The sequence below is a fragment of the Salegentibacter haimaensis genome, from assembly GCF_054121495.1.
In genome coordinates this window covers 197,392-224,389 of record NZ_JBSYGH010000002.1, presented here as the reverse complement: position 1 = coordinate 224,389, position 26,998 = coordinate 197,392, and the positions used below count along the sequence as shown (strand labels likewise).

General features: G+C 36.8%; 27 protein-coding genes. 19 read left to right on the top strand and 8 right to left on the bottom strand.

From position 1 onward, the window contains the following. Window positions 1–251: 251 nt before the first annotated feature. Entirely contained in the window at window positions 252–404 is a 153-nt protein-coding gene (locus tag ACW6QP_RS04310; protein ID WP_457909612.1) for a hypothetical protein, read from the bottom strand. A 269-nt stretch (window positions 405–673) separates the two neighbouring features. Between ACW6QP_RS04310 and ACW6QP_RS04305 the strand changes: the two genes are divergently transcribed. The 15 genes from ACW6QP_RS04305 to ACW6QP_RS04235 all read left to right on the top strand — a co-directional run bounded on the left by ACW6QP_RS04305 (window position 674) and on the right by ACW6QP_RS04235 (window position 15,441). After that, window positions 674–1,318, top strand: coding sequence for a hypothetical protein (locus ACW6QP_RS04305; protein ID WP_457909611.1), 645 nt, complete (start codon window positions 674–676; stop codon window positions 1,316–1,318). A gap of 258 nt (window positions 1,319–1,576) precedes the next feature. After that, the gene (locus tag ACW6QP_RS04300; RefSeq protein WP_457909610.1) at window positions 1,577–2,908 is read left to right on the top strand and encodes a hypothetical protein; all 1,332 of its coding nucleotides are present in this window, start codon (window positions 1,577–1,579) and stop codon (window positions 2,906–2,908) included. Between the two features lie 452 nt (window positions 2,909–3,360). Then, complete coding sequence (locus ACW6QP_RS04295) at window positions 3,361–4,764, top strand: hypothetical protein (RefSeq protein ID WP_457909609.1); 1,404 nt, start codon at window positions 3,361–3,363, stop codon at window positions 4,762–4,764. A gap of 2 nt (window positions 4,765–4,766) precedes the next feature. Next, window positions 4,767–8,141 (top strand): hypothetical protein, encoded by a 3,375-nt coding sequence (locus tag ACW6QP_RS04290; RefSeq protein ID WP_457909608.1) that lies wholly within the window; start codon window positions 4,767–4,769, stop codon window positions 8,139–8,141. A gap of 1 nt (window position 8,142) precedes the next feature. Then, on the top strand, window positions 8,143–9,075 hold the full coding sequence (locus ACW6QP_RS04285) for a hypothetical protein (RefSeq protein WP_457909607.1): 933 nt from the start codon (window positions 8,143–8,145) through the stop codon (window positions 9,073–9,075). After that, window positions 9,072–9,482 carry a hypothetical protein gene (locus ACW6QP_RS04280; RefSeq protein WP_457909606.1) on the top strand — a complete coding sequence of 137 codons (411 nt, stop codon included), beginning with the start codon at window positions 9,072–9,074 and terminating at the stop codon, window positions 9,480–9,482. The genes ACW6QP_RS04285 and ACW6QP_RS04280 overlap by 4 nt, the downstream gene beginning before the upstream one ends. 6 nt (window positions 9,483–9,488) lie before the next feature. Then, window positions 9,489–10,802, top strand: a complete 1,314-nt coding sequence (locus ACW6QP_RS04275; protein ID WP_457909605.1) for a hypothetical protein — start codon at window positions 9,489–9,491, stop codon at window positions 10,800–10,802. Beyond that, window positions 10,802–11,446: a hypothetical protein gene (locus tag ACW6QP_RS04270; RefSeq protein ID WP_457909604.1), complete on the top strand. Its 645-nt coding sequence runs from the start codon at window positions 10,802–10,804 to the stop codon at window positions 11,444–11,446. Before ACW6QP_RS04275 ends, ACW6QP_RS04270 begins: the two co-directional genes overlap by 1 nt. After that, window positions 11,443–12,183: a S1C family serine protease gene (locus tag ACW6QP_RS04265; RefSeq protein ID WP_457909603.1), complete on the top strand. Its 741-nt coding sequence runs from the start codon at window positions 11,443–11,445 to the stop codon at window positions 12,181–12,183. The genes ACW6QP_RS04270 and ACW6QP_RS04265 overlap by 4 nt, the downstream gene beginning before the upstream one ends. A 10-nt stretch (window positions 12,184–12,193) precedes the next feature. Then, window positions 12,194–12,769: a thermonuclease family protein gene (locus tag ACW6QP_RS04260; RefSeq protein ID WP_457909602.1), complete on the top strand. Its 576-nt coding sequence runs from the start codon at window positions 12,194–12,196 to the stop codon at window positions 12,767–12,769. Window positions 12,770–12,932: 163 nt separating this feature from the next. Further along, window positions 12,933–13,313 carry a DUF805 domain-containing protein gene (locus ACW6QP_RS04255; protein WP_457909601.1) on the top strand — a complete coding sequence of 127 codons (381 nt, stop codon included), beginning with the start codon at window positions 12,933–12,935 and terminating at the stop codon, window positions 13,311–13,313. Window positions 13,314–13,361: 48 nt separating this feature from the next. After that, window positions 13,362–13,790: a hypothetical protein gene (locus ACW6QP_RS04250; RefSeq protein ID WP_457909600.1), complete on the top strand. Its 429-nt coding sequence runs from the start codon at window positions 13,362–13,364 to the stop codon at window positions 13,788–13,790. Window positions 13,791–13,846: 56 nt separating this feature from the next. After that, window positions 13,847–14,473 (top strand): hypothetical protein, encoded by a 627-nt coding sequence (locus ACW6QP_RS04245; RefSeq protein WP_457909599.1) that lies wholly within the window; start codon window positions 13,847–13,849, stop codon window positions 14,471–14,473. A 237-nt stretch (window positions 14,474–14,710) separates the two neighbouring features. Then, window positions 14,711–15,160 carry a glycoside hydrolase family 25 protein gene (locus tag ACW6QP_RS04240; RefSeq protein ID WP_457909598.1) on the top strand — a complete coding sequence of 150 codons (450 nt, stop codon included), beginning with the start codon at window positions 14,711–14,713 and terminating at the stop codon, window positions 15,158–15,160. Continuing rightward, entirely contained in the window at window positions 15,130–15,441 is a 312-nt protein-coding gene (locus tag ACW6QP_RS04235) for a GH25 family lysozyme (protein ID WP_457909597.1), read from the top strand. The genes ACW6QP_RS04240 and ACW6QP_RS04235 overlap by 31 nt, the downstream gene beginning before the upstream one ends. Window positions 15,442–15,455: 14 nt before the next feature. Here ACW6QP_RS04235 and ACW6QP_RS04230 read toward each other — a convergent pair whose 3' ends face one another. After that, window positions 15,456–15,938, bottom strand: a complete 483-nt coding sequence (locus ACW6QP_RS04230) for a hypothetical protein (protein WP_457909596.1) — start codon at window positions 15,936–15,938, stop codon at window positions 15,456–15,458. Further along, entirely contained in the window at window positions 15,935–16,702 is a 768-nt protein-coding gene (locus ACW6QP_RS04225) for a hypothetical protein (protein ID WP_457909595.1), read from the bottom strand. Before ACW6QP_RS04225 ends, ACW6QP_RS04230 begins: the two co-directional genes overlap by 4 nt. 386 nt (window positions 16,703–17,088) lie before the next feature. Between ACW6QP_RS04225 and ACW6QP_RS04220 the strand changes: the two genes are divergently transcribed. The 4 genes from ACW6QP_RS04220 to ACW6QP_RS04205 are packed head-to-tail and all read left to right on the top strand — an operon-like array spanning window position 17,089 to window position 18,671. After that, window positions 17,089–17,658, top strand: a complete 570-nt coding sequence (locus ACW6QP_RS04220) for a phage holin family protein (protein WP_457909594.1) — start codon at window positions 17,089–17,091, stop codon at window positions 17,656–17,658. Next, window positions 17,655–18,008, top strand: a complete 354-nt coding sequence (locus tag ACW6QP_RS04215) for a M15 family metallopeptidase (RefSeq protein ID WP_457909593.1) — start codon at window positions 17,655–17,657, stop codon at window positions 18,006–18,008. The genes ACW6QP_RS04220 and ACW6QP_RS04215 overlap by 4 nt, the downstream gene beginning before the upstream one ends. Continuing rightward, window positions 18,005–18,364 carry a hypothetical protein gene (locus tag ACW6QP_RS04210; RefSeq protein ID WP_457909592.1) on the top strand — a complete coding sequence of 120 codons (360 nt, stop codon included), beginning with the start codon at window positions 18,005–18,007 and terminating at the stop codon, window positions 18,362–18,364. The genes ACW6QP_RS04215 and ACW6QP_RS04210 overlap by 4 nt, the downstream gene beginning before the upstream one ends. Beyond that, complete coding sequence (locus ACW6QP_RS04205; protein ID WP_457909591.1) at window positions 18,288–18,671, top strand: hypothetical protein; 384 nt, start codon at window positions 18,288–18,290, stop codon at window positions 18,669–18,671. The genes ACW6QP_RS04210 and ACW6QP_RS04205 overlap by 77 nt, the downstream gene beginning before the upstream one ends. Window positions 18,672–18,722: 51 nt before the next feature. On the opposite strand, the gene ACW6QP_RS04200 is transcribed toward ACW6QP_RS04205, so the two are convergent. The 5 genes from ACW6QP_RS04200 to ACW6QP_RS04180 form a co-directional block, all read right to left on the bottom strand. Then, complete coding sequence (locus ACW6QP_RS04200; protein ID WP_457909590.1) at window positions 18,723–20,033, bottom strand: sugar porter family MFS transporter; 1,311 nt, start codon at window positions 20,031–20,033, stop codon at window positions 18,723–18,725. Window positions 20,034–20,036: 3 nt separating this feature from the next. Further along, window positions 20,037–21,152, bottom strand: coding sequence for a glycoside hydrolase family 130 protein (locus ACW6QP_RS04195; RefSeq protein ID WP_457909589.1), 1,116 nt, complete (start codon window positions 21,150–21,152; stop codon window positions 20,037–20,039). An 18-nt stretch (window positions 21,153–21,170) separates the two neighbouring features. Further along, window positions 21,171–22,643 (bottom strand): RagB/SusD family nutrient uptake outer membrane protein, encoded by a 1,473-nt coding sequence (locus tag ACW6QP_RS04190; RefSeq protein ID WP_457909588.1) that lies wholly within the window; start codon window positions 22,641–22,643, stop codon window positions 21,171–21,173. 20 nt (window positions 22,644–22,663) lie between these two features. Further along, window positions 22,664–25,711 (bottom strand): SusC/RagA family TonB-linked outer membrane protein, encoded by a 3,048-nt coding sequence (locus ACW6QP_RS04185; protein ID WP_457909587.1) that lies wholly within the window; start codon window positions 25,709–25,711, stop codon window positions 22,664–22,666. Window positions 25,712–25,932: 221 nt separating this feature from the next. Further along, complete coding sequence (locus tag ACW6QP_RS04180) at window positions 25,933–26,961, bottom strand: LacI family DNA-binding transcriptional regulator (RefSeq protein WP_457909586.1); 1,029 nt, start codon at window positions 26,959–26,961, stop codon at window positions 25,933–25,935. Window positions 26,962–26,998 lie beyond the last annotated feature (37 nt).

Below are 26,998 nucleotides of genomic sequence, written 5' to 3'. Positions count from 1 at the left end.
AAATTTACCGGGAACGGAGAACAGGGAACGGGACATTCCCCAAAGTCCTCAAAGGCTAAAAGTGAGGAAAATCGAACCCGCAACGCGCAACCCGAAACCCGAAACAACTTTGAATCTTGAATTTTAAATTTTGAATTTCCTAGGGGAGCCGGGAACAGGCAACTGGCAACAGGTAACACGAAGAACTCACAACGGGAAATAAAAAAAAGCCGCTCCGGGTAGAAGCGACTTGAAATAATTAAAGGGAAAATCTAATCTCCATCTGGATGCTCAATATCCGGATCAGTATTAGCATCTTCACCATTAGACATTACAACAGGAATTTCTTCATCAATTTCTGTTTTGGTACACGCGATAGTACTTCCCATAATGGCAATTGCCATTACTAAATAATTAGCTCTCATAGTTTGATTGTTAAAAATTGGACATTATTTCTCCTGCCGGCATACCGGGGAGTCTTGGGAAGTTGAATTGCAGAAGACTGGGAGAAACTTCCCGTTTTCTCAAAGTCTCAACAATTCATTAAGGCCTTTTCAATAGAAAAAGGTTCTCGTGATAATCACAAAACAAAATTGGGTCAGGAGGGCTGGACAAAGGGCGACAGAGTCTGGACAAGTTTGTCTAATTGGCTTGTCCAGGATAATTTTCTAATTTTAGGACCAATTTTGAGGGAATGGAAACAGAATTATTAGATCAGGTATTTTTAAAAGCCGAAAAAGAGTCAGGAAAATCTTCCTTAAATGGAAGAGCTGAACACTTATCTGAATTAATGCTTCTTAATCATAAATACTCTATCTCTTCAAAATCTCTTATTAGGTATTACCAGAATGAATCTTCTCCTAATAAAGAAATACGGGATTATTTAGCCGAATATTTAAACTATGCATCCTACGAAGACTTTGTTTTAAAAAATTCAAAATCTGAAAAACCTCCAGTATATAATATACCAATCAAGAACCCTGGTAAAATAGCGATTGTTGTAACCGGCCTGATTTTAATTTTAGGGGTTTCCGGTTATGTTGGCTATTCTACAGGCACAGAAGATTGTCTGCTATGGAATGGAAAAGAGTATGTGCTCACTCAATGTTCCGGGGATAATTTGGAAAAATCCTACAATAAGAATCTCCTCGAAAATTTTAGAAAAGTTGAAGTAACGACCTCTACCAAATTCTTCCACAATGACGAACCGGTGATCTGGTATGACAAATCAAATAACCAGCTTGAATTCTTTTCAGCTCCTGGAATCCATCCTGAAAATGGAAAAACCCTTAAGCCGGTGACTAAGTATATTATCGATAAATACGTTTATAATCACTAAGTTTTTTTCTTAAAGGTTTGAGATCTCAAGCCTACTTTAACTCCTTTTACGGAAACCCGTAATTCTTTTCGCAGCATTAGTTATAGATTTACTGCTGTTTAATGCTATTTGTATTTCAAAACATTCGAAAGCTTGAAATAAGCTTTAGTTATGAAAGAATGATAGGAAAGCAGATTGAAATAAATTAAACAATACTTAATAAAAGTTTTGTTTTTTCTTAAATATTTCTTAATTATACAGGCCTAATTTAACCTACAGATGTATAAATTATATTTATTCCAAATTCTTCTTTTATCTGTTTTTGTTATTTCATGTGGGAGAAATACTAATGATCAGGGGAATGGAAATTCAACCCCTGCCAATTCTCCACCCACTCCGCTGCCAGCAAACACTCCATTAAATGCCACCGTAAAAATCTATTTTGAAAATACCTTGAGTATGGATGGGTATATTAATGGGAATACCAATTTCAAGGATGTTTTTCGTGAATTATTGGTAGCTGTTGACAATGAATCAAATATTGATCTCGATACAGAATTTTTTCTGTTGAATAATGAACTTACGCCTACAACTTTCGGCGTGGATAATACTAAGATTTCCGAAGCCCTTACTCCGAGTTCTACTGCTAATAAAGGAAATAAAGGAAGCAGCAATTTTGAAGAGATATTAAATACTGTTTTACAAAATCAGAAAGGTGATGTGATTTCAATAGTAATGGCCGACTTTATATACTCCCCAGAAAAGGAACCAGATACCCCCTCGGCATTAAACAAACTTCGTACATACACACAGGATGTATTTCAAAAAGCGGGTAATGGGAATGAAGATTTAGAAACCCGAATTTTTAGTTTTTCCAGTGATTTTAATGGAACCTATTATGATATAAATAATAAGCATATTTCAGGTATAAAAAACAGACCCTATTACTACTTTGTAATTGCACCTAAAGCGTTAATGAATGTATTTCAGCACAATATTGCAAAACAATTAAAGAATGCTCCCGGTTATCAAAATGAAGCATTATTTACTGCTGTTGAATTTCCAAATATAAATACTCAAATACTAACTTCTACTGCTAACAATGGCCGTCTTAAAAGTAGAGGGCAGGAGCTGGAAGTGGTGAGCTATCCTAATAATGGAAATCTCCAGTTCACGGTCCTGGCCGATTTGTCTGCCTTACCATTAAATGATAACTATCTAATGGAAAAGGATAATTATCATTTGGCAAATTCTGAATTTACTCTCAAGGATATAGGCAGGGTTCAGGGCAAAAATTTATTATTTCAGGAAATGGGTGAGTTGAAATTGGATCCATCGGCGCTTGTTAAAATCAATGATAAGAAATTCACCCACGCAATAGTCTTCACTGCAAACGGGCGAATTTCAGAAGATTTAGTCCTGGCCCTTAAAAAAAAGATACCTGCCTGGGTGCAGCAAGCTCATAGTGCTGATGATCGCGGGATAAAAAATGACTCACTGGAACAATCAAAAACCTTCGGTTTCGGATCCCTGGTTGAGGGAGTTTCAAGGGCTTATAGACAAAAGGCTGGGAACGACGAATATTTTAAAATTAGAATTCCGGTAAAATAATAACCAAATACTTAAACCATTGAAAAATTTAATTGCAAATTTTTACGAACTCTGGCAAGGGGCTTACCTGGGAGAATTTTCAGATCAAATGTATTCAAACGACCTGTACATTCCTGTTGCACTATATTCTATTGGTATCGCCTTAGCGTTAATTGTCATCTATTACTATATTATAGATAGGCCGGGAACTGCTAAAATTAGCATCTGGCTCATAAACCTTTTAGTGGGGGGGAGTTTTAGGTGCTGTCATCGCTTATGTCTCGGCAAATAATGATCTGACTGAAATTTTCGCACAGGTGGGAGCTGAAATTCCTGCATCATTTGCTTCTGATATGTTGATTTTTGCCCTAATCAATGCAATGTGGACTATAATACTAATGGTCTTGCTCTCCTTTTTCCTTAAATGGAAAAGTCCAAATTCATCCTACGTCCCATTCTAAAAAAAACACATTATGTCTAAATTATATGTATTCGGAATTGGCGGTACCGGGGCCAGAGTTTTAAAATCTCTGGGGTTCTTGTTGGCCTCCGGTGTAAAATGTAAAAGTTCTTCAGTTGTTCCCATATTAATTGATCCGGATGCTGCTAACGGAGATGTAAATAAAACGGTTGAAATTCTTCAGCGTTATAAAAGCATCAGAAGTAAGCTTTCCTTCGACGGTGAAACTTCTAATCAATTCTTCAAAACTGATATATCACCTTTAAATCCTAACTTCCGAATAAACATCCAGGATTCTAAAAAGAAGTTTAGAGAATTTATAGATTTTCAGGATTTAGATAAAAAGAACAAAGCACTAATATCTCTGCTTTTTAGCAAAAAGAATTTGAGTGCTGATCTTGAGGTGGGATTTAAAGGGAATCCGAATATGGGGAGTGTTGTTTTGAATCAATTCAATACTTCTAAGGATTTTGAAGACTTTGCCAGCAGTTTTTCCCAGGGTGATAGAATATTTATTATCTCCTCCATATTTGGAGGTACTGGAGCGGCCGGATTTCCCCTTTTGCTTAAAAATATTCGCTCGGCGAGTCCGGGATTAAATAATCACGCCTTACTGCAATCTGCTCCTATAGGTGCTGTTTCAGTGCTACCATATTTCGGTGTGAAAAAAGACGCCGATAGCGATATTGAGAAATCAACTTTTATTTCAAAAACCAAAGCTGCATTGAGGTATTACGAATATGGAGTTAACGATTCAGTTAACTCTATGTACTACCTGGGTGATAAATTGGTGAAAGATTACGATAATAATGAAGGTAGTGTGGCTCAGCAAAACGATGCCCATTTTATTGAATTGGCCTCGGCCCTGGCTATATTAGATTTTGCCAATGATACAGATATATCTAACAATAAAGTTAAAGAATTTGGCGTGGAAAACGAATCTTCCACGCTTACTTTTAATGACCTTAGTGACGGCACTAAAACCAGTCTTCTAAAGCCATTAAGTAAGTACTACTTCTTCCATCTCTATCTAAAGAATCAGCTGCGAAATAATTTGGAAGCCGATTTTGCCAAAAGGCTAAAGCTAAAAGAACCTTTCCTGAACGAGGATTTTTATCAAAAACTGAGCAGGTTTAATGATTATTACTGGGAGTGGTTACAGCAAATGAGCGGAAACCAAAGAGGTTTCGCTCCATTTACGCTTAACCCTCAGGAAGATGTTTTCAATAATATTAAAGGCCTCAAATCTCATAAAAGTTTCATAGGGATTAATAGCTTGAAGCATTACGAAAGAGTGACTGCAGGTCTTAACAAAACAGCAAAGAAAATGAACACTTCTGAAAGTATAGAAGACAGGTTTATGGAGGTGTTTTATGAAACTACCGATGATCTAATGGCAGATAAATACAAATTATAATTATGGCTTACGTATTCAGATTTCATACAGGAAGGAATTTAAAAGGCTGGGAAGACTCTAATCCGTTAAATGAAGTTGCTATTAAGGCAATCGAAGATCCTAATGGAGCACACTCAAGTAGAGAGATTACTTCTATTCCGAGCCCATTTGCCAGGATCGATTTGGTTAAAACTGCTTTTAAAGAAGTTTCTAATATTGGACCTGATGGGAATACTATCTTCCATAAAATGGTTTCAGATGCTTTAGATATAGGCCAGATCTTTTTCGAAGCCGATAAATATGCCGACAAAATCGAAATTATAAGCTGGGATAGAAAAGGAGATCTTGACAGGTTAATTGAATCTTCCAATCCGCAACATAGAATGCTGGGAGAAAGTTTAAGACTTTATCTTGAACAGGATCAAGAAACCTATAATTTTGATGCCTTATCAAAAATTTATCTGATTAATTATACTCGTGGCCCGGAACCATTAAATATTATAGGTGGTACCTCTCCATCAACCCTATTTTTTACCTCAGCTAATAAATATGAATTAGAGGGTTTTCAAATAGGCAATGATGTTTTGTTAGATGATGATTATCATCCATTATATCAACGGGATGAGGAATTTATAAAGTATCTCTTTGCTCTCAGAAATAATATTCCAAATTTTTCATCTAAAATGCCTGAGTTGGATAATTATTTCGAATTAACTTATAAGCATCTATCCAGAGAACTTAAAGATCAGGTTGGACAATTAGGAGATCATTATAAAAATCTTCCAAACCTTAATATCTCTGGTGGTGGTGAAATAGTTGAGGTACTGGGGATAAATCTTAAAAAGGCTAAGGGTAAACAGGATCTCATAAAGGAAAGTGATTTTGTGATTAAATCAGAACGATCAATTCAGGAAGAATATCTGCCATTAGTTCTACCCAACGAAATATATAATGCATCGTTGAAATACGTAAGCGCACCCTGGGACCCTAATAACAAAGCTCCACACAACGATTCAAGAGATTTAGACCAAAGAACACTTCCTGCAGATGGAAATAAATATCCTTATCTAACTATTAGTGATTTTCTTGAGCCAGTATTGATTAGAACCGAATTCCCTGTAGATAAAAACTACTTTTTAGATGGAGGGTTTAAGCCTCTGGATGATGAAAAGAAAGGATTTTTATTACCCCTTAAACCTCTTTTCTTTAAATATTTTTCTGTTGATACATTGAAGAATACCATAAATGGTGAAAAGGTTTTTGAAATGAACCCTTTAGCCAACAATTATGTTGAAGCTATTCTGCGAATACCTATTCAAAAAGATGCGCATATCACTTTTAGAAGAACTTATGCTAATCCGGTTAATCAAGCCCATAAACCTGAATATGATATAAATGCTAATAAAGGGGCTATTATAGAAAACAGGATCAATCTGGGAATTACTCCATTTTATAAATTTCCCGATTCCATCCACCAGGAATACAATATCGCCCTTTATGATGCCGATTTTGTTTTCGATAATAATCGCTTTGAGTTACATTACTTCGATGCAGAAAATAAGGCAGTACCAATGGAGAAGATCCACCAGGTACAACGACGATTTAAGCAGGAAGAAACTTATAATATGTTTGGAGAGGTCGTAAAATCTAATTTCGACTACATCCAGCTTAAACATAATTTTGCTTCTGGGATACTGGTTCCGCAATTTTTCGAACGTATTGGGGGTACCTCTCAATTTGATTTTTCAATAGACTTTGGGACCACCAATACCCATATCGAATATGCCATTGAAAAAGGAAAACCTAAACCCCTCGAAATTGAAAAATCAGAGAAATATCATATTGGAAGCCTAATTGCCTTTAAGAATTTTGAGGAAGTTTACTTAAAAGCGCTAAGAGATGATCTGTTTCCGGAAGAGATTCACTCTGATGACAATTATCAATTTCCACAGCGTACAGCAATAAATTACCATAAGCAAACCAACTTCAATCAACCTGTATTTTCCCTGGCTAATATTAGTATTCCCTTTAAGTATGAAAAGGAAAGTTTTGATCTAAATTCCAAAGTGCGAACCAATCTCAAATGGAATAGTGCCACTGGTGAAGATCAGAAAATTCTAATAAGCTTCTTTGAAGAATTGATTAAGATAATTCGAAACAAAATCTTGTTGAACGGAGGTGACCTGGCGAACACTCAAATTACCTGGTCCTACCCGGCCAGTATGCTGAAGTATCAACTTAACCTAATGGAGAATGATTGGCAGGAAATCATTTCTACATACCTGGGAGAAAAAGTAAAAATTAGAAAAGTTTGTGAGAGTTTAACTCCCTATTACTATTACTATAAATTTGAAGGTATACCCGCAATGGAGAAACCTCTGGTTTCAATTGATATTGGTGGGGGAACCTCAGATGTTGCAGTATACAGAGAAGAAGCTCCTATTCTTTTCAGTTCGTACAAATTCGCCGGGGATGCAATTTTTGGAGATAATTTTAACCGAAATATTAATATAAACGGATTTGTCAATAAATACTATTCTAAAGTAATTCAAAAACTCGATGAAAATGATCAAAGAGTTCTTATTGAAGCGGTGAATAAAATTAAAGACAGCAACTCATCTCACGATGTTATAAATGCTTTCTTTAGTCTTAAGGACAATAAATCCCTCAACGATCGAAATATTGATGTAGATTTTCTACAATTTCTTCGAACCGACAAGGAGTTTAAAATCATATTCCTTTTGTTTTATGTGAGTCAAATTTATCACATAGCCCAACTTTTAAAATCGAAAATGATTCCTATCCCCGGGGTTATTAGTTTCTCAGGTACTGCTTCCAAGTTGTTAACTATTATTGATGCTGGTCGTAACCACGAGAATCTTAAATACCTTGCTTCGGAAACTTTCAGGTATGTTTTCGAGAAAGAAAAACTACCTGATATAGACATTAAACTTCCCGATAATCCGAAGGAAATCTCCAGTAAGGGAGGCCTGTCGATTTCAAACGAACATAAATTTAACCTCGATGAGATCAAAGAAACTCTTATCACCAATTCTCAGCTTCAATCACAGAATAATAGTCGAATTAGTTATGAGAAAATCAAGGAATTTGAAAGTACAGCCATACAAAGTTTCGATGAATTTTTAAAGTATTTCTTCGAGCTTAATAAAACCTATTCCTTCCGGGATAATTTTGGAATCGAAAAAGCTACTTTGGATTTCACTCTCGAATTTTTAAATAAAAAGAAGGTTAATGCGCTTAAAACGGGCATCAAGAATAAGCTTAACGAAATTAGTAATGAAAGTGATGAGGAGATCAATGAAACTTTATTCTTCTATCCACTGGTAGGTACTCTTGGTGAACTGGCGTATGAACTGGAAAAAAAGAAAGTGAATTAGTATGAAGAAATTTAGTTTACTTATTCTTCTCATTTCGCTGATGTCGCTTGCCTGTGACCGGCAAGCCAGTCCTACCCAAACCGCCGGGATCAGAGAATCTTCTCACAGCTCTGTTGCGGAAAGCATTGAGCAGGAACCACTCCAATCACCGTCGATAAACGATTCCGTTGTAACAGCAGTTGATAAAAATGAAACAGAAACTGTGGAACCGGTATCACGTTCTGAATTTGAAAAGAATCCAGGCTGGATGCCTGCAAAAACCTCAGGTTATAACTGGTGGATGTTTGGAGCTATAGCATCACTTCTATTAAATTTCATGTTGATCTTTTTATTAAGAAAAACTGTCAAAAGTAAGGAGGCTTATAAGGATAGAAAAGACCACTATAAGGCCGAAAATCACAGTTTAAATACTCGAATCTCACAATTAATCTCCGATAACAATACTGTGATTCAGCAATATCAGAAGCTAAAGACGGGTAAAACCTCTACAAATCGTTTGAATTATCAAAAAAGGCAATCACCAGTTTATGATAACGAAAAACCGGTTGAAGTTGAACTGGAGGTAATTAATTCATCCAAAGCGGAAAATGAGAAAATCAATCCTCATCCGATAAACTTATATGCTGAAAAGGCAACCGATAATCAAATCTTCTCCCAGGTCTCAGATCAGCAGGATCAACATAAAAGTATCTTTAAATTAACTCTGGATAATGAAAATGCTGAAACGGCAAAATTTGAAGTTATCGATTCCGAATTTATTCTAAAACTGGTGGTTAATTCACCAGATACCTATTTATATCCGGTATGTAAACCAGAAAATAATAACCAGAACTTTTCAGGAGAAATTCTTACTACAAAACCCGGCATTGCTCATAGAGTTGACGGAAAATGGCAGGTAAAAGACGAAAATAAAGCAAGAATAAAATTTCAATGATGGAAGGACTACACGATATCATTCTGATAATTATTATAGGTGCTATTATCCTGTTTCAGTTAATTGTATTCAGGAATAATTACCGTAAGATTCAGGATTATAAAAAAACTATAGAAAAGGCTCGAAATTTTAAAATTGTGGAGGTGGCCGTACCAGAAGATATGGTTAAGGAGATAGAGGTAGATGAAATTCTACGAAATCCTGAAGCTTTTCAAAATGATTTTTCTAAAGTTTCATCTTCCATTATTGGAGCTGCCGAAGTGGATTCCTTACTGGAGTCTGAATCTGAAGAAATTGGATATGCTGGAGCTGACTTAGAAGAGTTCGAAATTTCTGATGCTGCTGAAGATGAGGAAGAGTATGAGAGTGATTTCGAATATGAAGAACCTAAAAATAATAAAAGATAAGCGCCGATGTCTGATAAAATAAATATTTCCCTAATCGACTATGAAGGTGAAAAAAATGAAACCCTGGAAGATATCCTCAATTCAGTTAATGGATATCTTCTGCGGAATAAAGGTGCGGTGAGTGACTTCAATCTGGTTAAAGATATTGTAGATCGCAATATCGATAAAGCCGATGACGAGATAAGCAATCACCTTCCCACCCCATTATATTTAGGCTTAATGGGGACTATGCTCGGTATTGTGGGAGGGCTCATTTTAATGCCGGCCGTTTCAGGCGGTGATACTGAAAATGCTATTGGAGGTATCGATGCCCTATTAAACGGAGTTAAAATAGCGATGATTGCCAGTGTTGTAGGTTTATTTTTAACCATTCTTGGCAACTATTTTTTCTTTAAAGCCCGAAAAAAAGTAGAGCATCAAAAACACGATTTTTTTACGTTTATTCAAACCCGCCTGTTGCCTATCCTATCAAAGAATACCTCCTCCAGTATCTATTCCCTGCAGGCTAACCTCCTAAAATTTAATAAGGATTTCACTATTAATATGAATTCCTTTAGTTCAACAGTTAATGAGGTGAGACAAACCTTCGATAGCCAATTGGAAGTTGTTCAAGAATTGAAAAGAATTGATGTTGCTAATATTGCTAAGTATAATATCGATGTTATGCAACAGCTTCAGATTTCCTTTAAGAAATTAAAAGACTTATCTGAATACCTGGATAATATGAATCACTTCATTGGTAATACCAGGGAGCTTAATTTGGCTATAAATCAGCAGTTAAAAAAGGTAGGAGAATTATCGGAAATCATTAACCGCTTCGATTCTAATGCCGGCACTATATCCGATAACTCAACTTACTTAAAAAGCCATTTTAGAAACTTTGACGCCCGTGAAAAGGCAATTAACGATCGATTAGCAGATTTCGATAGTAACACTGTAAAAATGATCGATAACCTTGAAAGATCATTCCATAAACGCCTGCAGGAATTTAATGATAAGGATGTAGAAATTCAATCTGGTTTCGATAAGCTTTTTGCCGATCTAAGAAAGAAAACTCAGGAAGTTTTTGATGACGAAGCCAGTAATATAAAGGCTATTAAAAAAGACGTAGATAACCTGAAAGGGGTCTCTACCGAATTATCAGGTCTAAATCAAAAGGTTACACAACAGGATAATACAATTAGAGAGTTACTTGATATACTTAAAGATAAACCTGTCCAAATGAAGCAACCTAAGTTTATCACCATCGGAAGTATTGTTTTAGCTTCAGTAGGCACCATAACCTGTGCAGGGATACTTTATAAATTATTCTTTAGCTAATGGCAGGAGGTAAAAAAAAGAACGACTTTTTCTGGGTTAGTTTTTCCGACCTAATGACTACGATGTTCTTTGTAATGCTGGTGTTGTTCGTGCTTACCGTGGTTTATTTAAAGATAGAGCAGGCAAAAACTGTCGCAAAAGTTGAGGAATTGGAAAAAATAGTACAATTGGAAGAACAGTTCAAACCTTTACAATCCGATAGCCAGTTCCATTATCTGGAAACCTGTAAAAAGTTTGTTGCTAAAGATCTAATGGGGCAGGAAATCTTTGAATCTGAAAAAACTGAAATACTCCCGGCTTATGTGAATACGACCATTCGTATTGGCAAAAAACTAGAACGTTTTCTCAATGAATTACAGACCCAAAATCCAGATTTCTCCTATCTCCTGGTAATTGAAGGTAATATGGCCAATACCTGGAATCAGAGATACGATAAGAATTCTCCCTATGCTTACAAAACCAGTTATGAGAGGGCCTTAGCGGTTTATAATCTTTGGCTTGCCAATAATATAAATTTCAGAAAGGATAATGTTGAGGTTCTTATCTCAGGGAGTGGTTTCCACGGTTTATGTCGCGAGCCTGTAGAAGATAACAATAAGCGATTCTCTATTCAGATTATACCAAAAGTGAGTAATAACATATGAGAATTCTATTATACATTTTTTGTGCGATTTTCCTTCTGATGGCTTGTAAAAGACCGGATCGAAGTAGATCGAAACCACCAAACACCGAAAGAAATTATTCTGGCAGAAATGCTACAATAGACCCAAATCCACCTGTGGTCCAAAATCCTGATAAAAGTGAAACTAATTTCGACAAGGCTTCACCTAAGAATATTTCCGATATGTTTCAGGATCTTCAAAAGGAAGTATTTATGGTCTTTACTTTAGATGAGTATGAGCAATTATCTCAGGGGAGTGGATTTTTTATTGCACCTGGAATAGGCATTACTAATGCACACGTTTTAGAAGATAGTGAAGATGCTGTTATAAAAATTAATGACAATTTCTATAAGATAACCAGCATACTTCAAAGTAGTAACTCAGGTAATTTAGACTACGTCATTTTTGAAACAAATTACAGAACCTCTTCTCCATTAAAAGTCGCTAAGCGGTCTCCTAGAGTAGGGGATGAAATTTTTGCTATTGGCAGTCCTAAAGGCCTGTCAAACTCCCTAACAAAGGGAACGGTTTCAGGTTTGCGAGCCAATAACAGAATACAGATCGACGCAACAATAGATCACGGAAGTTCAGGAGGCCCTTTATTTAATTTAGACGGCGAAGTTATTGGAATTACAACCTCTGGAATAGGTACTGGTTCAGAACTTAATTTCGCAGTAGATATTCAGGCCCTGCCATATAATAGATATATAATTAATTAAAGCAATTATTTTGAAATTTACCAGTTTCTTATTGTCCTTCTTATTCATCCTGGCCTCTTGCAAAAGAACGGTTAGCGGCAGGCAAAGTCTGGAAGCTCATAATTCTGAGCAGACGATGGAAGTCAATAATCCCGAAATTCTCGAGGAAAATAACGCTCCTGAAGGAAAGCTCCTGCTCAATGCAAGGATTATTCGTATCGTAGATGGCGATACTGCCGAGCTACTCTACAATGATGAATTACCCCTTATGCTGCGCCTGCAACATATAGACGCTCCCGAAAAAAGAGGTAGTCAGCCTTATGGTAATAAGGCAAAAACTGTACTCTCCGACCTCTGCTTTGGTCAACAGGTTACCATCGTAACCGATGGCGATTTTGATATGGGTGGCCGAATTATAGGTGAGATTATAAATGAAGATGGCTTGAATGTAAATAAAGAAATGGTCCGACTCGGATATGCCTGGCATTTTAAAAAATACTCTGACGATATGAGTTATGATGCCCTGGAACAGGAAGCCTGGCATAACAAAAGAGGACTTTGGCAGGAACCAAATCCTGTAGCTCCTTGGAATTACAGGAAAAAGTAAATAATAGCCGCCCGGACAATACCCTACTGCTGTCTGGGCTATAATTTCATAACAATTAAAAACCTTGGTTTGGATTAGTGTAGTTACGCTTATTATGGTGTAGTTATTTGGCTATAATATCCGAATTATTAAAAAGAATTAATCAATCTTAAACCTTTAAACTATGCATTATTATTTCAATGTTCTATCCAACTACTTTAATTTTTCAGGCCGTGCGCGCCGCAGTGAATACTGGTATTTTATACTGTTTAATGCCATATTCGCATTCACCTTTATGTTCCTGGATATCCTTTTAGGATTCTCAGAATTGGGTTATGGTGTATTATATGTACTGTATTCCCTTGCTGTATTTATTCCTGGAATAGCCGTAACAGTTAGAAGACTCCATGATGTTGGTAAAAGCGGCTGGATGTATTTTATTGTCTTAATTCCTATCATTGGAGCTATTTGGTTATTGGTGCTACTTCTCACCGAAGGCGACCACCGGCCCAATAAATATGGTCCCAGCCCATATACTACAGTCGCCGAAAATTACGCAACCTAAATTTCCCTTAGTTAATTGAGATAAATTCCAAAATTTAAATCTACAATTATGAAATCTCTCGTTTCTTTATTTATACTGATGTTTTTATTTCTTGGCTCCAAAGATACTCGAGCTCAGATCTTTCAGACCAAATCTCAAATTCTTGAAGAATTGGGAACCCCCGATAATACAGGAGTAGCTGATGACGGATCTAAGTACATCTCCTACGAAACCGAATACAATACCGAAGCCAGCGGAAAGTATACCCGACATAAAGTCCGCTACTTTGTTGAAATGGAGGATGGTACTGAAGTTTGCAATATGTGGATGATTCTGGAGCCTTCCACAGAAACCAATTCTTTTATCTCTTATTTTAGAGACAACTTCGTCAAAACCGATTATATGGAATATAAAGATTATGAAAATGAAATTTTATACGACGTAAGAGTTGAGGACGGAATTTGTATTGTGAAAGCCCGATTTGATAATATCAAATAATCTTCTTTCACAAAAATGGGCATAGCAATAAGATTGACTAATAATTATTATTCATTATGAACAACAATTCCAAAAATTTTATCTGGTTGGGAATTATCGCTTTCATCCTGGTTATGGGCTACCAATCTTATGTGAAAAGAAACCCAGTTGAAAAAGCAGTAGACAGTGAGCCTGAATTTGTAGATAATGTCGAAGAAATCCTTCTGGACTTACCCGAATCTGAATATAAAGGAAACAGCTTAACCAATGGTGCCAGCCCTTTTGGAATCCTGTATGGTCCCGGCAAGCATTCTCCTACCGATCATACCCTCACAATTAGAAACCAGGGTTCCAGTGATGTGGTGGTTTTTCTTAAACAAATAGATAATGACCACATTATACGAAACCACTACGTTAACGCGAATTCGGTGTATACCTTTAAAAACATTCCAAATGCAACCTGTTATGTGAAATTCTATTATGGCAACGACTGGAACCCAAATCTTAAGACTAAAAATCAAGTTACCGGTGGATTCGAATCCGATATACAATTTGTAGAATCCCCTGAAGATTTGATGACCTTTGAAGTAACAGAAGATGAGCACTACATTTATTCAGCTCAATACGAAATCACCCTGGAAACCCTGGAAATTGAAGGCCAGGCGCTTCAGGAAAAATCCGTATCCGCTGCTGAATTTTTTTAAACTTTATCACCGTTTTTAAATAACTAATTTGAATATCCCGGGCTTAAAAACTATAAATCCTTGCTCCAATTTTTAGATCCTCTTTTCAATTTTAAACAGCTGCACCCCATCAGGTTCTGGGGCTTTATTGTTATCCTTTTCCTGCTTGTAGCAACTTTTATTTTTTTACTTACGAAGTTAAAACCTCTAAAGAAGAAAGGATCCAAAAAATTAAAACAAAAGAAGTCCTGGCCCCCGATGCTTGTAATTATTTTTATCTTCGCCATTTTCGGAGCAGGTACCGCGTACCTGTATTTTTCTTACAGATCATCACCTAATACTATTGTTTCTTTTACCGGCCCTGAAAATACCTGGCTCACTCAAACTAAACAATCCTTCGGCATCGATATCTCCCATTATCAGGGAATAATAGACTGGGAGAAATTATCAGAATCAGATCACGATATCAATTACATTTTCATTAGGGCAACTATGGGCGCCGATGGCAAGGACTATCAATTCAAAAATAACTGGGATAATGCTAAAAAGAATAACTATCTCAGGGGAGCCTATCATTATTATCGCCCTAATGAGAACTCAGAACTTCAATTCAAAAATTTCTCAAAACGGGTCAAACTAAGTCCGGGAGATTTCCCTCCTGTACTCATATTGAAGAAATGGGAAAATACGGCACTGAGAACCTGGTAGCCGGGGTCTTGAACTGGCTGAAACTGGCAGAAGAACATTACGGAGTTATTCCTATTGTCTATACCGGAAGCATTTTTTATCAGCTTTACCTCAATGGGCGTATTGAATCCTATCCATTATGGATTGCAGCTTACTCCGGCTCCAACAGGCTCAAAGGCATCGACTGGCATTTCCACCAGTTCAGCGATAAAATAAGGATCAAAGGGATTCCTGCTTCCGTAGATGGAAATTCCTTCAAAGGAGAGATAGAAGAACTCCTGGAACTCCTTATAAAAACTTAGTTCAGAATTGTGATTTAGAATAACCTCCCTAAGGCTTCATTTAGTGGAATAGTTAAATCTATAGCAGTGAATTTTAGATTAAATCCATCTTTTAAGGGTTCGATCATTTTAGTAAATGATTTTAAATCCTTGGTGATATAGGCATCAATTTTTCTATTATGTATCTGAGCGAATAACTTCAAATCATTAATAACAACTTTCCGGTCTCCAAAATCCCCAAATTTTCCTAAACTCTTCAAATATGCTAAAAATTCTCCCGAGAATCTTGCATCAGTATAATCAAACTCTAATAGGCGAAAGACATTTAAGGAGAGAAGGTGCTCAGGATTATCGCCAACTGCATATTCACTAATAACTATTGTCGACAAATAAATGTCAATGTCATTTTCAATAAAATATTCGAAGTAATCTACACAATGTTGATGATATGGATCATCCCTTTTTAAAAGTCGGATACAAAAAGAGCAATCTACCAGGACGCTTTTTACTCCATTCATATACCTTCAGCTTTAATATCCCGAAGCCAGCTATCTACATCAGTAATTTTATTTAAATTTTCTGAAGCCCTGTCAATAACCTTGTCCAGCAAATTTTTATTAAAAACCGGTTTGTATTGAATAAATTCCAGCAGAACTAAATCAGACAACTTATCATCCTTTAGGCTTTTTTTCCCCCTAACTTTTATTCCATATGGTTTATAGGTTTTTTTCTCCCCATCCATTATTTGATCTTTAGTCGCCGAAATGGTTAAATTCCCATATTTTTTTGTCGAAATATGTAAGTTTGGATTCTTGCCGCCTTCCTGGTAAATTTCACCATATAAATAAAATTCACTCTCGTAGAACCGCGGAGAGATCATTTCAAAATTAGTAGTTTCATTAATAACTAATGACGATTCCTTGGATAAGGAATTATTTAGTTCAATAATGTAACCTTCACTTAGAGCCTTTTGTTGAAACTTGTGTATAATAGTTTGCCGCTTATAATCCAAAAAATCCAGGTTGTTCCGGTTTTTCAATTCATTGGTTAAACCATTGAATAAGATTACGGCGGTTATGGGTAGAAAAAAAGTATGTTTTGCAGAACCTTCCTTTAAATCATAGGAGATATGAGGTCGGTTCTTCTTTTCCTTTCTGTTAGGGTATAAAAAAGTTTCTACATCAGATATTAATTCCTTTACCTCACTAATATCAATGTCTTTGGGAGATAAAGAATTATCTCTGTTTGTAATCTTTATTTCTATGTAACCCTGTTCTTCCACAGCACTAAATTACAAAAATACCGGTTAAAAAGAACCTGATGTAATCTTAAAAACACACCAGCTTATATCCCAAATCTCAAATTTCAACTTAATCCAAACATTCCCCAATTAGCCAATTAACAAACTCACGAATCCCGAAGCAACGTCCCGAGACTCTTGACTCTTAAATCCTGACTCCACACCCAGGGAACCGGCAACCGGCAACAGGCAACTTGCAACACTTAGAACCCGAAACCCGCAACACCTAACCCAATCAACCTTGAATCTTAAATCTTAAATTTTGAATTTCCCGCAGGGAATCGGCAACGGGCAAATCCGCGCAATCCTAAAACCTTTTCCCTACTTCAATAAGCTATACCTCTACTTTCCCCGGAAATTAGAGAAGTATGAAACCTAAAATTCCCGGCTTTGCGGCCTTTGCCCAAAAACTCGCTACCCGAAACTCGGGGGCTTATTTTCTCCTGGCTACCCCGGGATCTATAAGCATAATCGGACTGCTCAATCTTGTCCTGGAACAAACCCCGGTCAAAGCTTTGGTGTTGCCTTTACTGGTGGCGGCAGTATGCCTTTTTGTGTATTTTATCACTTTTGTCCTGGACATTATTTCAGGACTAAAAGCATCCAGGTGCGAATCGGTGGCTGGGGTAGATTATTTCTCCAGTGCCAAAGGATGGAATTCAATCTGGAAGATCTCTGTGGTTTTTATCCTGGTGGTGGCCTCCTGTTTCTTTTCAATGCTTGCCGCCATTGCAGGGGTAAACTTCCTGGCTAATTTTTTTCTTTTTTCCGCAGGCATAGTGGCGATAATGGCTACACTTCTTGATGTGTATTCTATCGGTGAAAATCAGAAGCGCATTTCAGGCAGCAAGTCCAGGATCTTCGATTGGCTGGACCAGATCACCAAACTACTCAACCAGGGCATTCATCAAAAGTTGAAATCGATTTTCAGGATATGAAACTCAGCGAAAAACAGCAGATTTTCAGCAAAAACATCGCCCTGCTAATCTTCTTTGCCGATAGCCAAAACATCGGACTCACCTTTGGCCACGCCTGGCGATCGCTGGAAGATCAGAAACGACTGTTCGAGACTAAGAAAACTAAAACTCTAAACTCGCAGCACCTCAACCGGCTGGCGGTAGATTTCAATTTTTTTATCGGTGGGGTGCTAACCTATAAATGGGAAGATGTAAAACCTCTGGGAGATTTTTGGGTGAGTTTGCACCCTCAAAACCGCTGGGGTGGCGATTGGAATAAAAATGGCCTGCCCGACGGATTCATAGACACCCCTCATTTTGAAATGTTATGATACAGAAACAAACATTAATCCTGGCCGGGACTGTTTTTGGGTTTTTATTGATATCCATTTTGCTATTGGCTGCCCTAATCGAACAGAAACAGCAGAAAAAAGCCTATAAGCATCAATTGGAACTTTTAGAATCCCAATTAGAACAGCAAAAGCAGGAAAATATAAAAAAGGTTGAGGTATTGGAGGCCGAGGTAAAAAATCTAAACGAGAAAAATCAAGACCTCAAACAAGAACTTCAAAAACTTGAAAAATCCAGGGCACTTATTAACCGAAGATCTAATGAAAAGAAAGCTACTATTATTCGCATTACTACTGCCGATAGCCTTTATGGCGAGATCGCAAGACACTATAAATGAGCCATACCTTAGCATTCCCTATTGGATGGCAAAGCAAATCGCCCTGGATCTGGAAGACCGGGCAAGGCTGATGGCTTTGGAGAACATTTCAGCAATGGAGATTTCAACTTTAAGAGCCCTGATCACCAATCTTGAATCTTCCAATGCCAAGCAAACTCTACAAATAAGCTTATTGCAGGAAAATAACCTCATCCTCACCCGCCAGTTCCAATCCTGCAAATCATCCAAACCCGGCAACAATACTTTTCTATGGCTGTTGAGGTTGATGGGGGCAGTGGGGGTTGGGGTAGTGTTAGGTAGGATATAACTAAAACAGCCCGGGAATTCCCGAGCTGAATTAAGGCTAACAGACTAATTTTCAAACTTCTTGCTCTAAAGTTTTTCCTTTTGTTTCAGGGAATAATTTTAAAACGAAAAGTAATTGAAGAAACATTGCAAAAGCAAAAGCTCCGAAGGCATAGGTCCCTCCATTAGGTAGTTCGGCTACCACAGGGAATAACCAGGTTAAAATAGCTGCCCAAAACCAGTGTATAAATGTTCCGAAAGACTGGCCTGAAGCCCTTGCCTTATTGGGAAAAATTTCTGAAATAAACACCCAAATAACCGCTCCCTGGGAAAAAGCAAAACTGGCGATGAAGAATAGTATTGGAATAATCAATAAACCCGATCCGACAGCGGATTCATTTAAATAAAATGCACTAAAAACTAAACTAATGATCATCCCAATACTTCCCCATACCATTAATTTTTTTCTACCAATTTTATCAATCAAGGTCATAGCTAAAATTGTGAATACCATATTAACAAAGCCAACACTGGCTGCTTGCAAAAAAGCACTATCCTTTCCAATCCCAGACATTTCAAAAATTCTGGGGGCATAATACATAATGGCGTTAATTCCTGAAAATTGATTAAAGGTTGCCATCAAAAACACCAACATCAAGGGTTTAAAATATTTACGTTGAAATAAATTATCCTTTTTTACATTATTATTCAGGGAATTTTTAATGTTTGAAAGAGTTTTCGAGGCTTCCTTGTCACCCAAATTCTTTAAAATTTCCAAGCCTTCTGTATCTCTTCCTTGAAAGATTATCCAACGTGGACTTTTAGTGATGAAAAAAGTAAGTATGAAGAATATCCCTGCAGGAATTGCTTCTACTCCCAGCATCCATCTCCAGGCTTCAAAATCAATATTTAAATTGATGAAGTAATTAGAAATAAATGCCAGGAGGATTCCAAAGACAATACTAAACTGAAATAATCCTACCAATCTGCCCCGATGGGAAGCAGGAGAAATTTCAGATATATACATTGGCGCAATAACTGACGATGCTCCAACTCCGAGGCCTCCTAAGAACCTGAAAAACAGGAATAATTCCCAATTACTGGTTAAGGCACAACCAATAGCTGATAGGCCAAAAAATGCACCGATAACCAGTAATGAGTTTTTTCTTCCAAATTTTTGAGCCGGCCAAAAAGCAAAGATAGCCCCGATAATAGTTCCAATTAATGCAATGGAATTTGTGAATCCGTGTGAAATCGCATCCAGTTCAAAAAATTCTTTAAGTCCCTGTTCTGCACCTGAAATTACAGCGGTATCAAAGCCGAAAAGCAAACCTCCTAAACTAGATACTATAGCTCCTGTTAAGAGTTGTTTGGATAATTTCATTCTTTACTCTTCCTCTTCATTTGACTTCACCACGCCAACCATACTATCAGCGGTACCATAATATAGATACCAGGCTTCATTAAAGTAAACCAAACCCTCCAGAAATGTCGTTCCATCTTTATACTGTCCAGATTTTTCAAAAGGTAATTCAGGCTTAATAAATGGCTTATCTGATCTGTCTAATAACTTCCAGGGTTCATTCAAATCATACAGAGCCTGACCTCCGGTGTAAATTCTATTGCCTAAATCCTTAACTCCAATGTTTTGTGAATTTCCGGCATTATACATTACCACAATTCCATCTTCAGTAATTACTGGTGGCGGCCCGGCTTCAACCAACCAGGAATCAAAATAACCAGGTCTAGGACTCAAAACGGGGGCCAAATTACCTTCATAATCTTCAACAGGCTCCCAATTAATTAAGTCTTCCGAGCTGGCCAGCCAAATATGGGGTACTCCGTAATACATCCAGTATTTACCGTTAATTTTAGCAGCTACAAGTTTTCCGTCTTTTAATTCGGTAACAATAGCTCCAGATTTAGTTTCAGTGTTATGGTATTTACCATCCTTCCATTCCTGAAAAATTGGTCCTTTTTTCTCCCAATTTTTCAGATCCTCTGAAACTGCAACTGCAAGTCTTGGATATTCCCGGTTCCATTGGGTATAGGTTAACACATATAAACCGTCCTCGGTTTCTACAATTCTAGGATCTTCAGTACCGCCTGTCCACTCAAATTCTTTTTGATTATCATCTGCCGGATAGAAAATTGGCTCTTTTTCTCTTTCATAATTTTCACCATCTGATGAAGTGGCTAATCCAATACGTGAGGTGTGACCTCCAATTTCTTTTTCTCCTAGCTTTTCTTCTGCACGATATAAAACGTGAATTTCTCCATCTTTGACAATTGCCGCTGGATTAAAGGTAGCCATAGACTCCCAGTTAATTACCTTACCGGTCATTGGGTCCTTAAATTCTGTCTTTGAATCCTTTTCAATAATGGGTTGTGCGTTTTCAAACCTGTTAAATGGTCCCATCATCCAATCTTTCTCCAGGGTTTCCTGTGCAAATCCTAAAAATGTTGAAAGGATTAAAAATTTTATCAATAATAATTTTCTCATAATTCTAATATTTATCTTTTAATAACCTGGATTCTGTTCTATCTGACCGCCACTTCTGTCTATCTCACCCTGCGGGATAGGGTATAAGTAATTGTCCTGCTGAAAATTCTTTCCAAGATCAGTAAGGTACTCCAAAGCAATACCCCAACGTTTTAGGTCATTAAATCTATGTGATTCGAAACCTAGTTCTACTCTTCTTTCAGCTCTAAGAACTTCAATAGCATCTTGTTGACTTAAACCCTGCCCTGAATATTTTTCTAAATTGGGTGTCAGGTCATTTAGTGGAGGAGTATTTTCGGCCCTGGATCTAATCTGGTCAATAATTTCTAACCCGGCTTCAACGTCTCCTGTCATAATTAGGGCTTCCGCTTTCCATAATAAAACATCAGCGTATCTTATATAAATCTTATTGCCTGGTGAATCTTCATTTCCCTTATATTGACCATCGGTAGATCCCAGTAATTTATTTATTGATTGATTTTCTACATCAACTGTATACTCCAACCGGGGATCTCCCTCTTCAAATGCAGAAATAAAATCCTGTGAGGGTGCAACAAAGCCCCATCCCATTAAGGCAGCAAGACCATTCCCTCTACTGGGATTTCTTTGTTCCTGATGATCATAAGCAAATATTACTTCCGATTCTGCAAATTCCTTCTCAACATCGAATGAATCATAATAATGCTCATTTAATGAATAGAAACCATAGGATTCCAGTTCCTGAATGAAGCTTAAAGTAGAACTCCATTCTTCCCTATATAATGCTACTTTCGCCTGCATTGCCTTTACAGCTCCAATTGAAACTCTCCAGGGTTCATTAGGCGCCGAGTACTTTTGAACTGGTAAAAGAGTTACCGCTTTGCCCAGGTCTTCCATAATAAAGTTTTGAATTTCTTCTTTGGAAGTTCTGGAGGTAACTTCGTATGCCGCGGCAAAATCTTCTAATGGTTCAGTTAGTAATGGAACATCTCCAAAATGATTAATAAGATCAAAATAATAGAAAGCCCTTAGAAAATAAGCTTCTCCAAGCAACCTGTCAGATACTTCCTGAGACAAGCTGGTATTAGCCACTACTTCCTCATTTTCAAGTGTAGCAATCGCTTGATTAGCTCTTGATATACCTTCATAATTATAGCTCCAAATACCATTAAATGCCGGGTTGATTGAAGTGAAATTAAAAGCACCAATCTCATCCATCCAGGCTTGATCTCCATCTGGATTCCATTTCTTATTCATATCACCAGAGGCAATATCATGTAAGATGAAATCATTTCTGGTAACTGTACCTTCATTCCAGGCCCAATCCCCTATAATATTTAAAGTGTTGGATAATGTTTGATATGTTGAATTAACACTCGAAGTTATGGTATTGGCAGTTGGTTCACTACTAATTTGATCCTGGGTGATCAAGCCTATTGGTTCTTCATCCAAACTGCAACCCACGATGACAACGCTTAAAATTGCAATACCGAATTTTTTTATATTTTTCATAATACTATTTTTTAATGATTCTAAAGAGATATGTTTACTCCCATTAAAATGTTTAAAGCCTGAGGATAAGTTCCAAAATCAATAAGATCTGTAGATTCCGGATCCAAACCACTATAATTAGTGAATGTCAAAAGATTTTGACCTGAAGCATAAACTCTAAGATTTTTTACTCCAATAGCTTCATTTAAATTAAAGGTATAGCCCACCTCCAGGTTTTTTAGTCTTAAATAAGAGGCATCTTCAACAAATATATCTGAGACTCTACTACTACCGTTATCAGTAAAACTTACACGAGGAATTGTATTACTGGAGCCTTCACCATCCCAGCTATCCAGTACTCTATCTGTGAAATTGAAAGGACGGGTATCATAATCAATAATTTTCTTTAGATCATTATATCGTTCAACACCACTTACACCCTGGAATAGTATACTGAAATCAAACCCTCTGTAATTGAAACGGCCGTTTAATCCATAACTCACTCTGGGATTTGGATTACCGATAAAATCCCGATCCTCATCATTTATTACCCCATCTCCATTTAAATCTCTGAATTTTATGTCACCGGGTCTTTGTGGCGGGTTATTAGTACCATACAGGTGTTCATTAATTTCAGCTTCATTTTGATAAATTCCTTCTTGTACAAATCCGAAATATGCATTTAATGGTTGCCCCGGCTGGGTTCTTGTAACCCTTCCGTCGATATATGGTAAATTTGGATGTAATGAATTTACTTCATTATTCAGGCTAGCTATATTTCCGCTAATCTCGTACTTAAATTCATTGTCATAATTGCGGTAAGTTAAGCCAACTTCTAATCCGCTATTTGAAACTTCCCCCGCATTTAAGAATGTAGGTGAAACGTCCCCTACGAAACTGGGAAGCGAAATAGGTAAAAGAATATCACTGGTTACCTTTTTGAAATAATCTACGCTTCCGTAAACCTTATTACGATACAAGCCAAAATCAACTCCAACATTGGCCTGGGTAGTGGTTTCCCATTTTAAATCAGGATTACCATATCTGCTAATTAAGTACCTGTCAGCATCCCTTCTATAAAGGGTTAAATATGCGAAATTTGGAATCTCCTGATTTCCTAATTGTCCCCAACTCGCCCTTAATTTAAGTTCAGAAAGCCAATCTAAATCTGTTGTAAAATTCTCTTCAGAAATCATCCATCCGGCAGATACAGATGGGAAATACCCCCATTGATTTTCTTCAGCAAATCTGGATGAGGCGTCTGCACGTAAATTGGCAGTTACCATATATCTATCCTCGAAGGAATATGTCATCGATCCGAAATATGAAAATAAAGACCATTCTTCAGCAATACCTCCATTCCAAATATCTTGTTCAGTATCACCGAAATCCATATACCTGAAATTAGGCTGGGTGAAATCAAAGCGGGTTCTTGAAGCGTTTAATGTGGAAATTCTGGAATTTATGTATTCAGTACCTAAAAGGGCGTCAAATGAATGAGAGCCGAAGGTTTTTGAATATATTAAGCTATTATTCCAGGTAAATGTATATTCTTCCCCTCTAACTTCACTTAAGCTATTAGGCCTATTATGTCGCCCGAGGCCTCTGTCTCTTTCTGCTCCGCCGCCATCGTCATCTCCATAATTAACCCCAAAAGCTTTATTATGAAGAAAATTGATATCAGCTCCTAAATTACTTCTGAACCTAAGAGAATTATCTTCCAATAAACTATACTCAGCAAATAAATTTCCGAAAGTTTTAAAGGTTCTGGCAGCATCATCTGTAAAATGAGCCAAAGCGATTGGATTTTGAGAAAATTCATATTTACTACTCTCAAAATTCCCCGGCCCTTGATAGAAAGGTAGATCAGTAAAGGGGTTCTCTTCAGAATATGTTGGATCTGAAGGATCCTTTCTTACTGGAATAATAGGGGGTCTAAGAAATGCGTGTCTTATAATTCCAGGAGCATCACCACTAGAAGAAATTCGATCTTTATATTCATGAGATAATTGTAAGTTCGCACCTACCTTTAATCGATCAGTAACATTAGACTGGATATTAGATCTTAGATTGAAACGTCGGTATTGGTCATTATCATAAATCACAGGACCATTCTGTCCAAAATATCCACCTGCTAAAAAATAGTTGGTCTTATCATTTCCACCCGAGGTAGTTACCTGAGCACTATGAGTTCTCCCGATTTCAAATAACTCATCAAGGTAATTCACATCACCAAAATCAGATCTACCTAGCTCACCGGTATATGGGTTTTCTCCTTCATAACCAGCATTATTCCAGGCACGCTCCACTGTATTAATATATTGTTCGGCATTAAGCATATTTGGCAAATTGGTTACCCGCTGAAAGCCGGTAAAGTAATTTACTTCTATTCCTTTTCTATCAGAACCATCTTTGGTTTCAATTACAATAACTCCTCCGGCTGCTCTTGAACCATAAATAGAGGCTGCTGCAGCATCCTTTAGTACGGTCATCGATTTGATATCCGTAGGGTTTAAAAACCTAATTTCCCTGGTTGGAATTCCATCTACTACATACAAAGGATTATTATTACCAATTGTACCATTTCCACGAATACGTACTTCAATTTCATCTCCGGGAGCACCTGTACTTTGTGTTATATTAACCCCGGCTACCTGCCCTTGTAAGGCTTGATTTACATCAGAAACTCGTCTGCTTTCAAGATTGTCGACATTAACTGAAGATAGAGCACCGGTAATTGTACGCTCTTTTTGCGCTTTATACCCAACAACAATCATTTCATCCAAGGAAGAAACTTCATCTTGCATAACGACATCAAAAGTAGATCTGCCATCAATAGCCACTTCCTGAGTAGTGAAACCAATATAAGAGAAAACTAGGGTGCCATTTGGATTTTCCACATTAATGCTGAAATTACCATCAAAATCGGTAACTACACCATTAGAGGTGCCTTTCTCAATAACAGAAACACCGGGTAAAGGCATATTTCCATCAGTTACATTCCCGGTGATATTCTGGGCGATCCCGGTTCCCCAACTCATACCTGTTATCAGAAATAGAAGATAGAATAGTAATTTTTTTTGCTTCATAGTTCCATTATTTATTTGATTTAAAAATTTTAGATGTAAATCCAGAGAAAAAAGGTTTCTCATATTTTGTATGGATTTACCTGTTATTACAAGGCTATTCTCTCGAAATCGATTTAGTAAAACGTTTTACTAAGTGGCTAATATAGAGATGTACTTAGGAAAAACCAAAAAATATCTAAAAATTTAGATGAAATACCTCAAATCCTTGTGGAGGTGGTTTGCTATTGTGTTAAAACCGAATCACGAAGCATCAGTTCACCAGGAAGTACTCTTTTTAAGGAGTTTAGATTTAATTTTTTCTTCTCCAGAATTTCTAAGGTTCCTTGAATTAGTTCAGTGGCAAGTTCAGAGATAGGTTGCGCTATAACGCTTATAGGTGGAGAATGCAATTCAAAAACATCTCTTTCGTCAAATGAGATTACCGCAATTTCTCCAGGAATTTGAATTTCATTTTCCTTTAAAACCCGCAAGCCATTTATTGCAAGATTATTTGATGCAAAAAGAATTGCATCAATTCCCTCATTGTCTTTCAAAAATTTATCAATAATTCTCTTTCCTGTAACTGTTCTAACATCTTCAAATTTTAATAACAATCTATATTGTGTTAGACCGTGATTTCTTATTGCTTCCAAATAACCGGCATTTCGATCAACTAGGGGTGAAAGTTCAGATTCAATTCCGATAAAAGCTATATTTCTTCTTCCAGCATCATAAAGGGCTTCTACAGCTTTTTTTGCACTTTCTCTGTTTTCCAGAACCACGTAATTATGTTTAAAATCTTTAAAATATCTATCAAATACCATTATGGTTAATTGATCTTCATATATCAATTTTTTTAAATCATTACTGAAATGTTCCGGGGGAGTTATTATAAAAGCGTCAACCTGTCTTTCTTTAAAAAACTGGATTAATTCTAAAGTTCTTTCTCTGCTATTTTCAGTACTACAGTAGATTAAATTATATTCATTTTTAAACGCAATTTCTTCCATCCTTTTTGCAATGGCTGAAAAAAATGGATCTGAAATATCCTCTACCATAAATACAATTGACTTGGATTTCCCAGTACGCAGTGATTGTGCAGAAGAGTTTGGTTTATAGCCTACTTTTTCAATATAATTTTCAACCTTTTTTATAACCTCTTTACTTATTTTATTTTCAGCTTTATTATTAACGATGAATGAAATTGTAGTAATGGAAATACCCAATTCCTTTGAAATATCTTTCATAGATATTTTTTTCTTTCGTTTCATAAATTATAAATTAAGATTTGAGGTTGGGTGAAGAAGA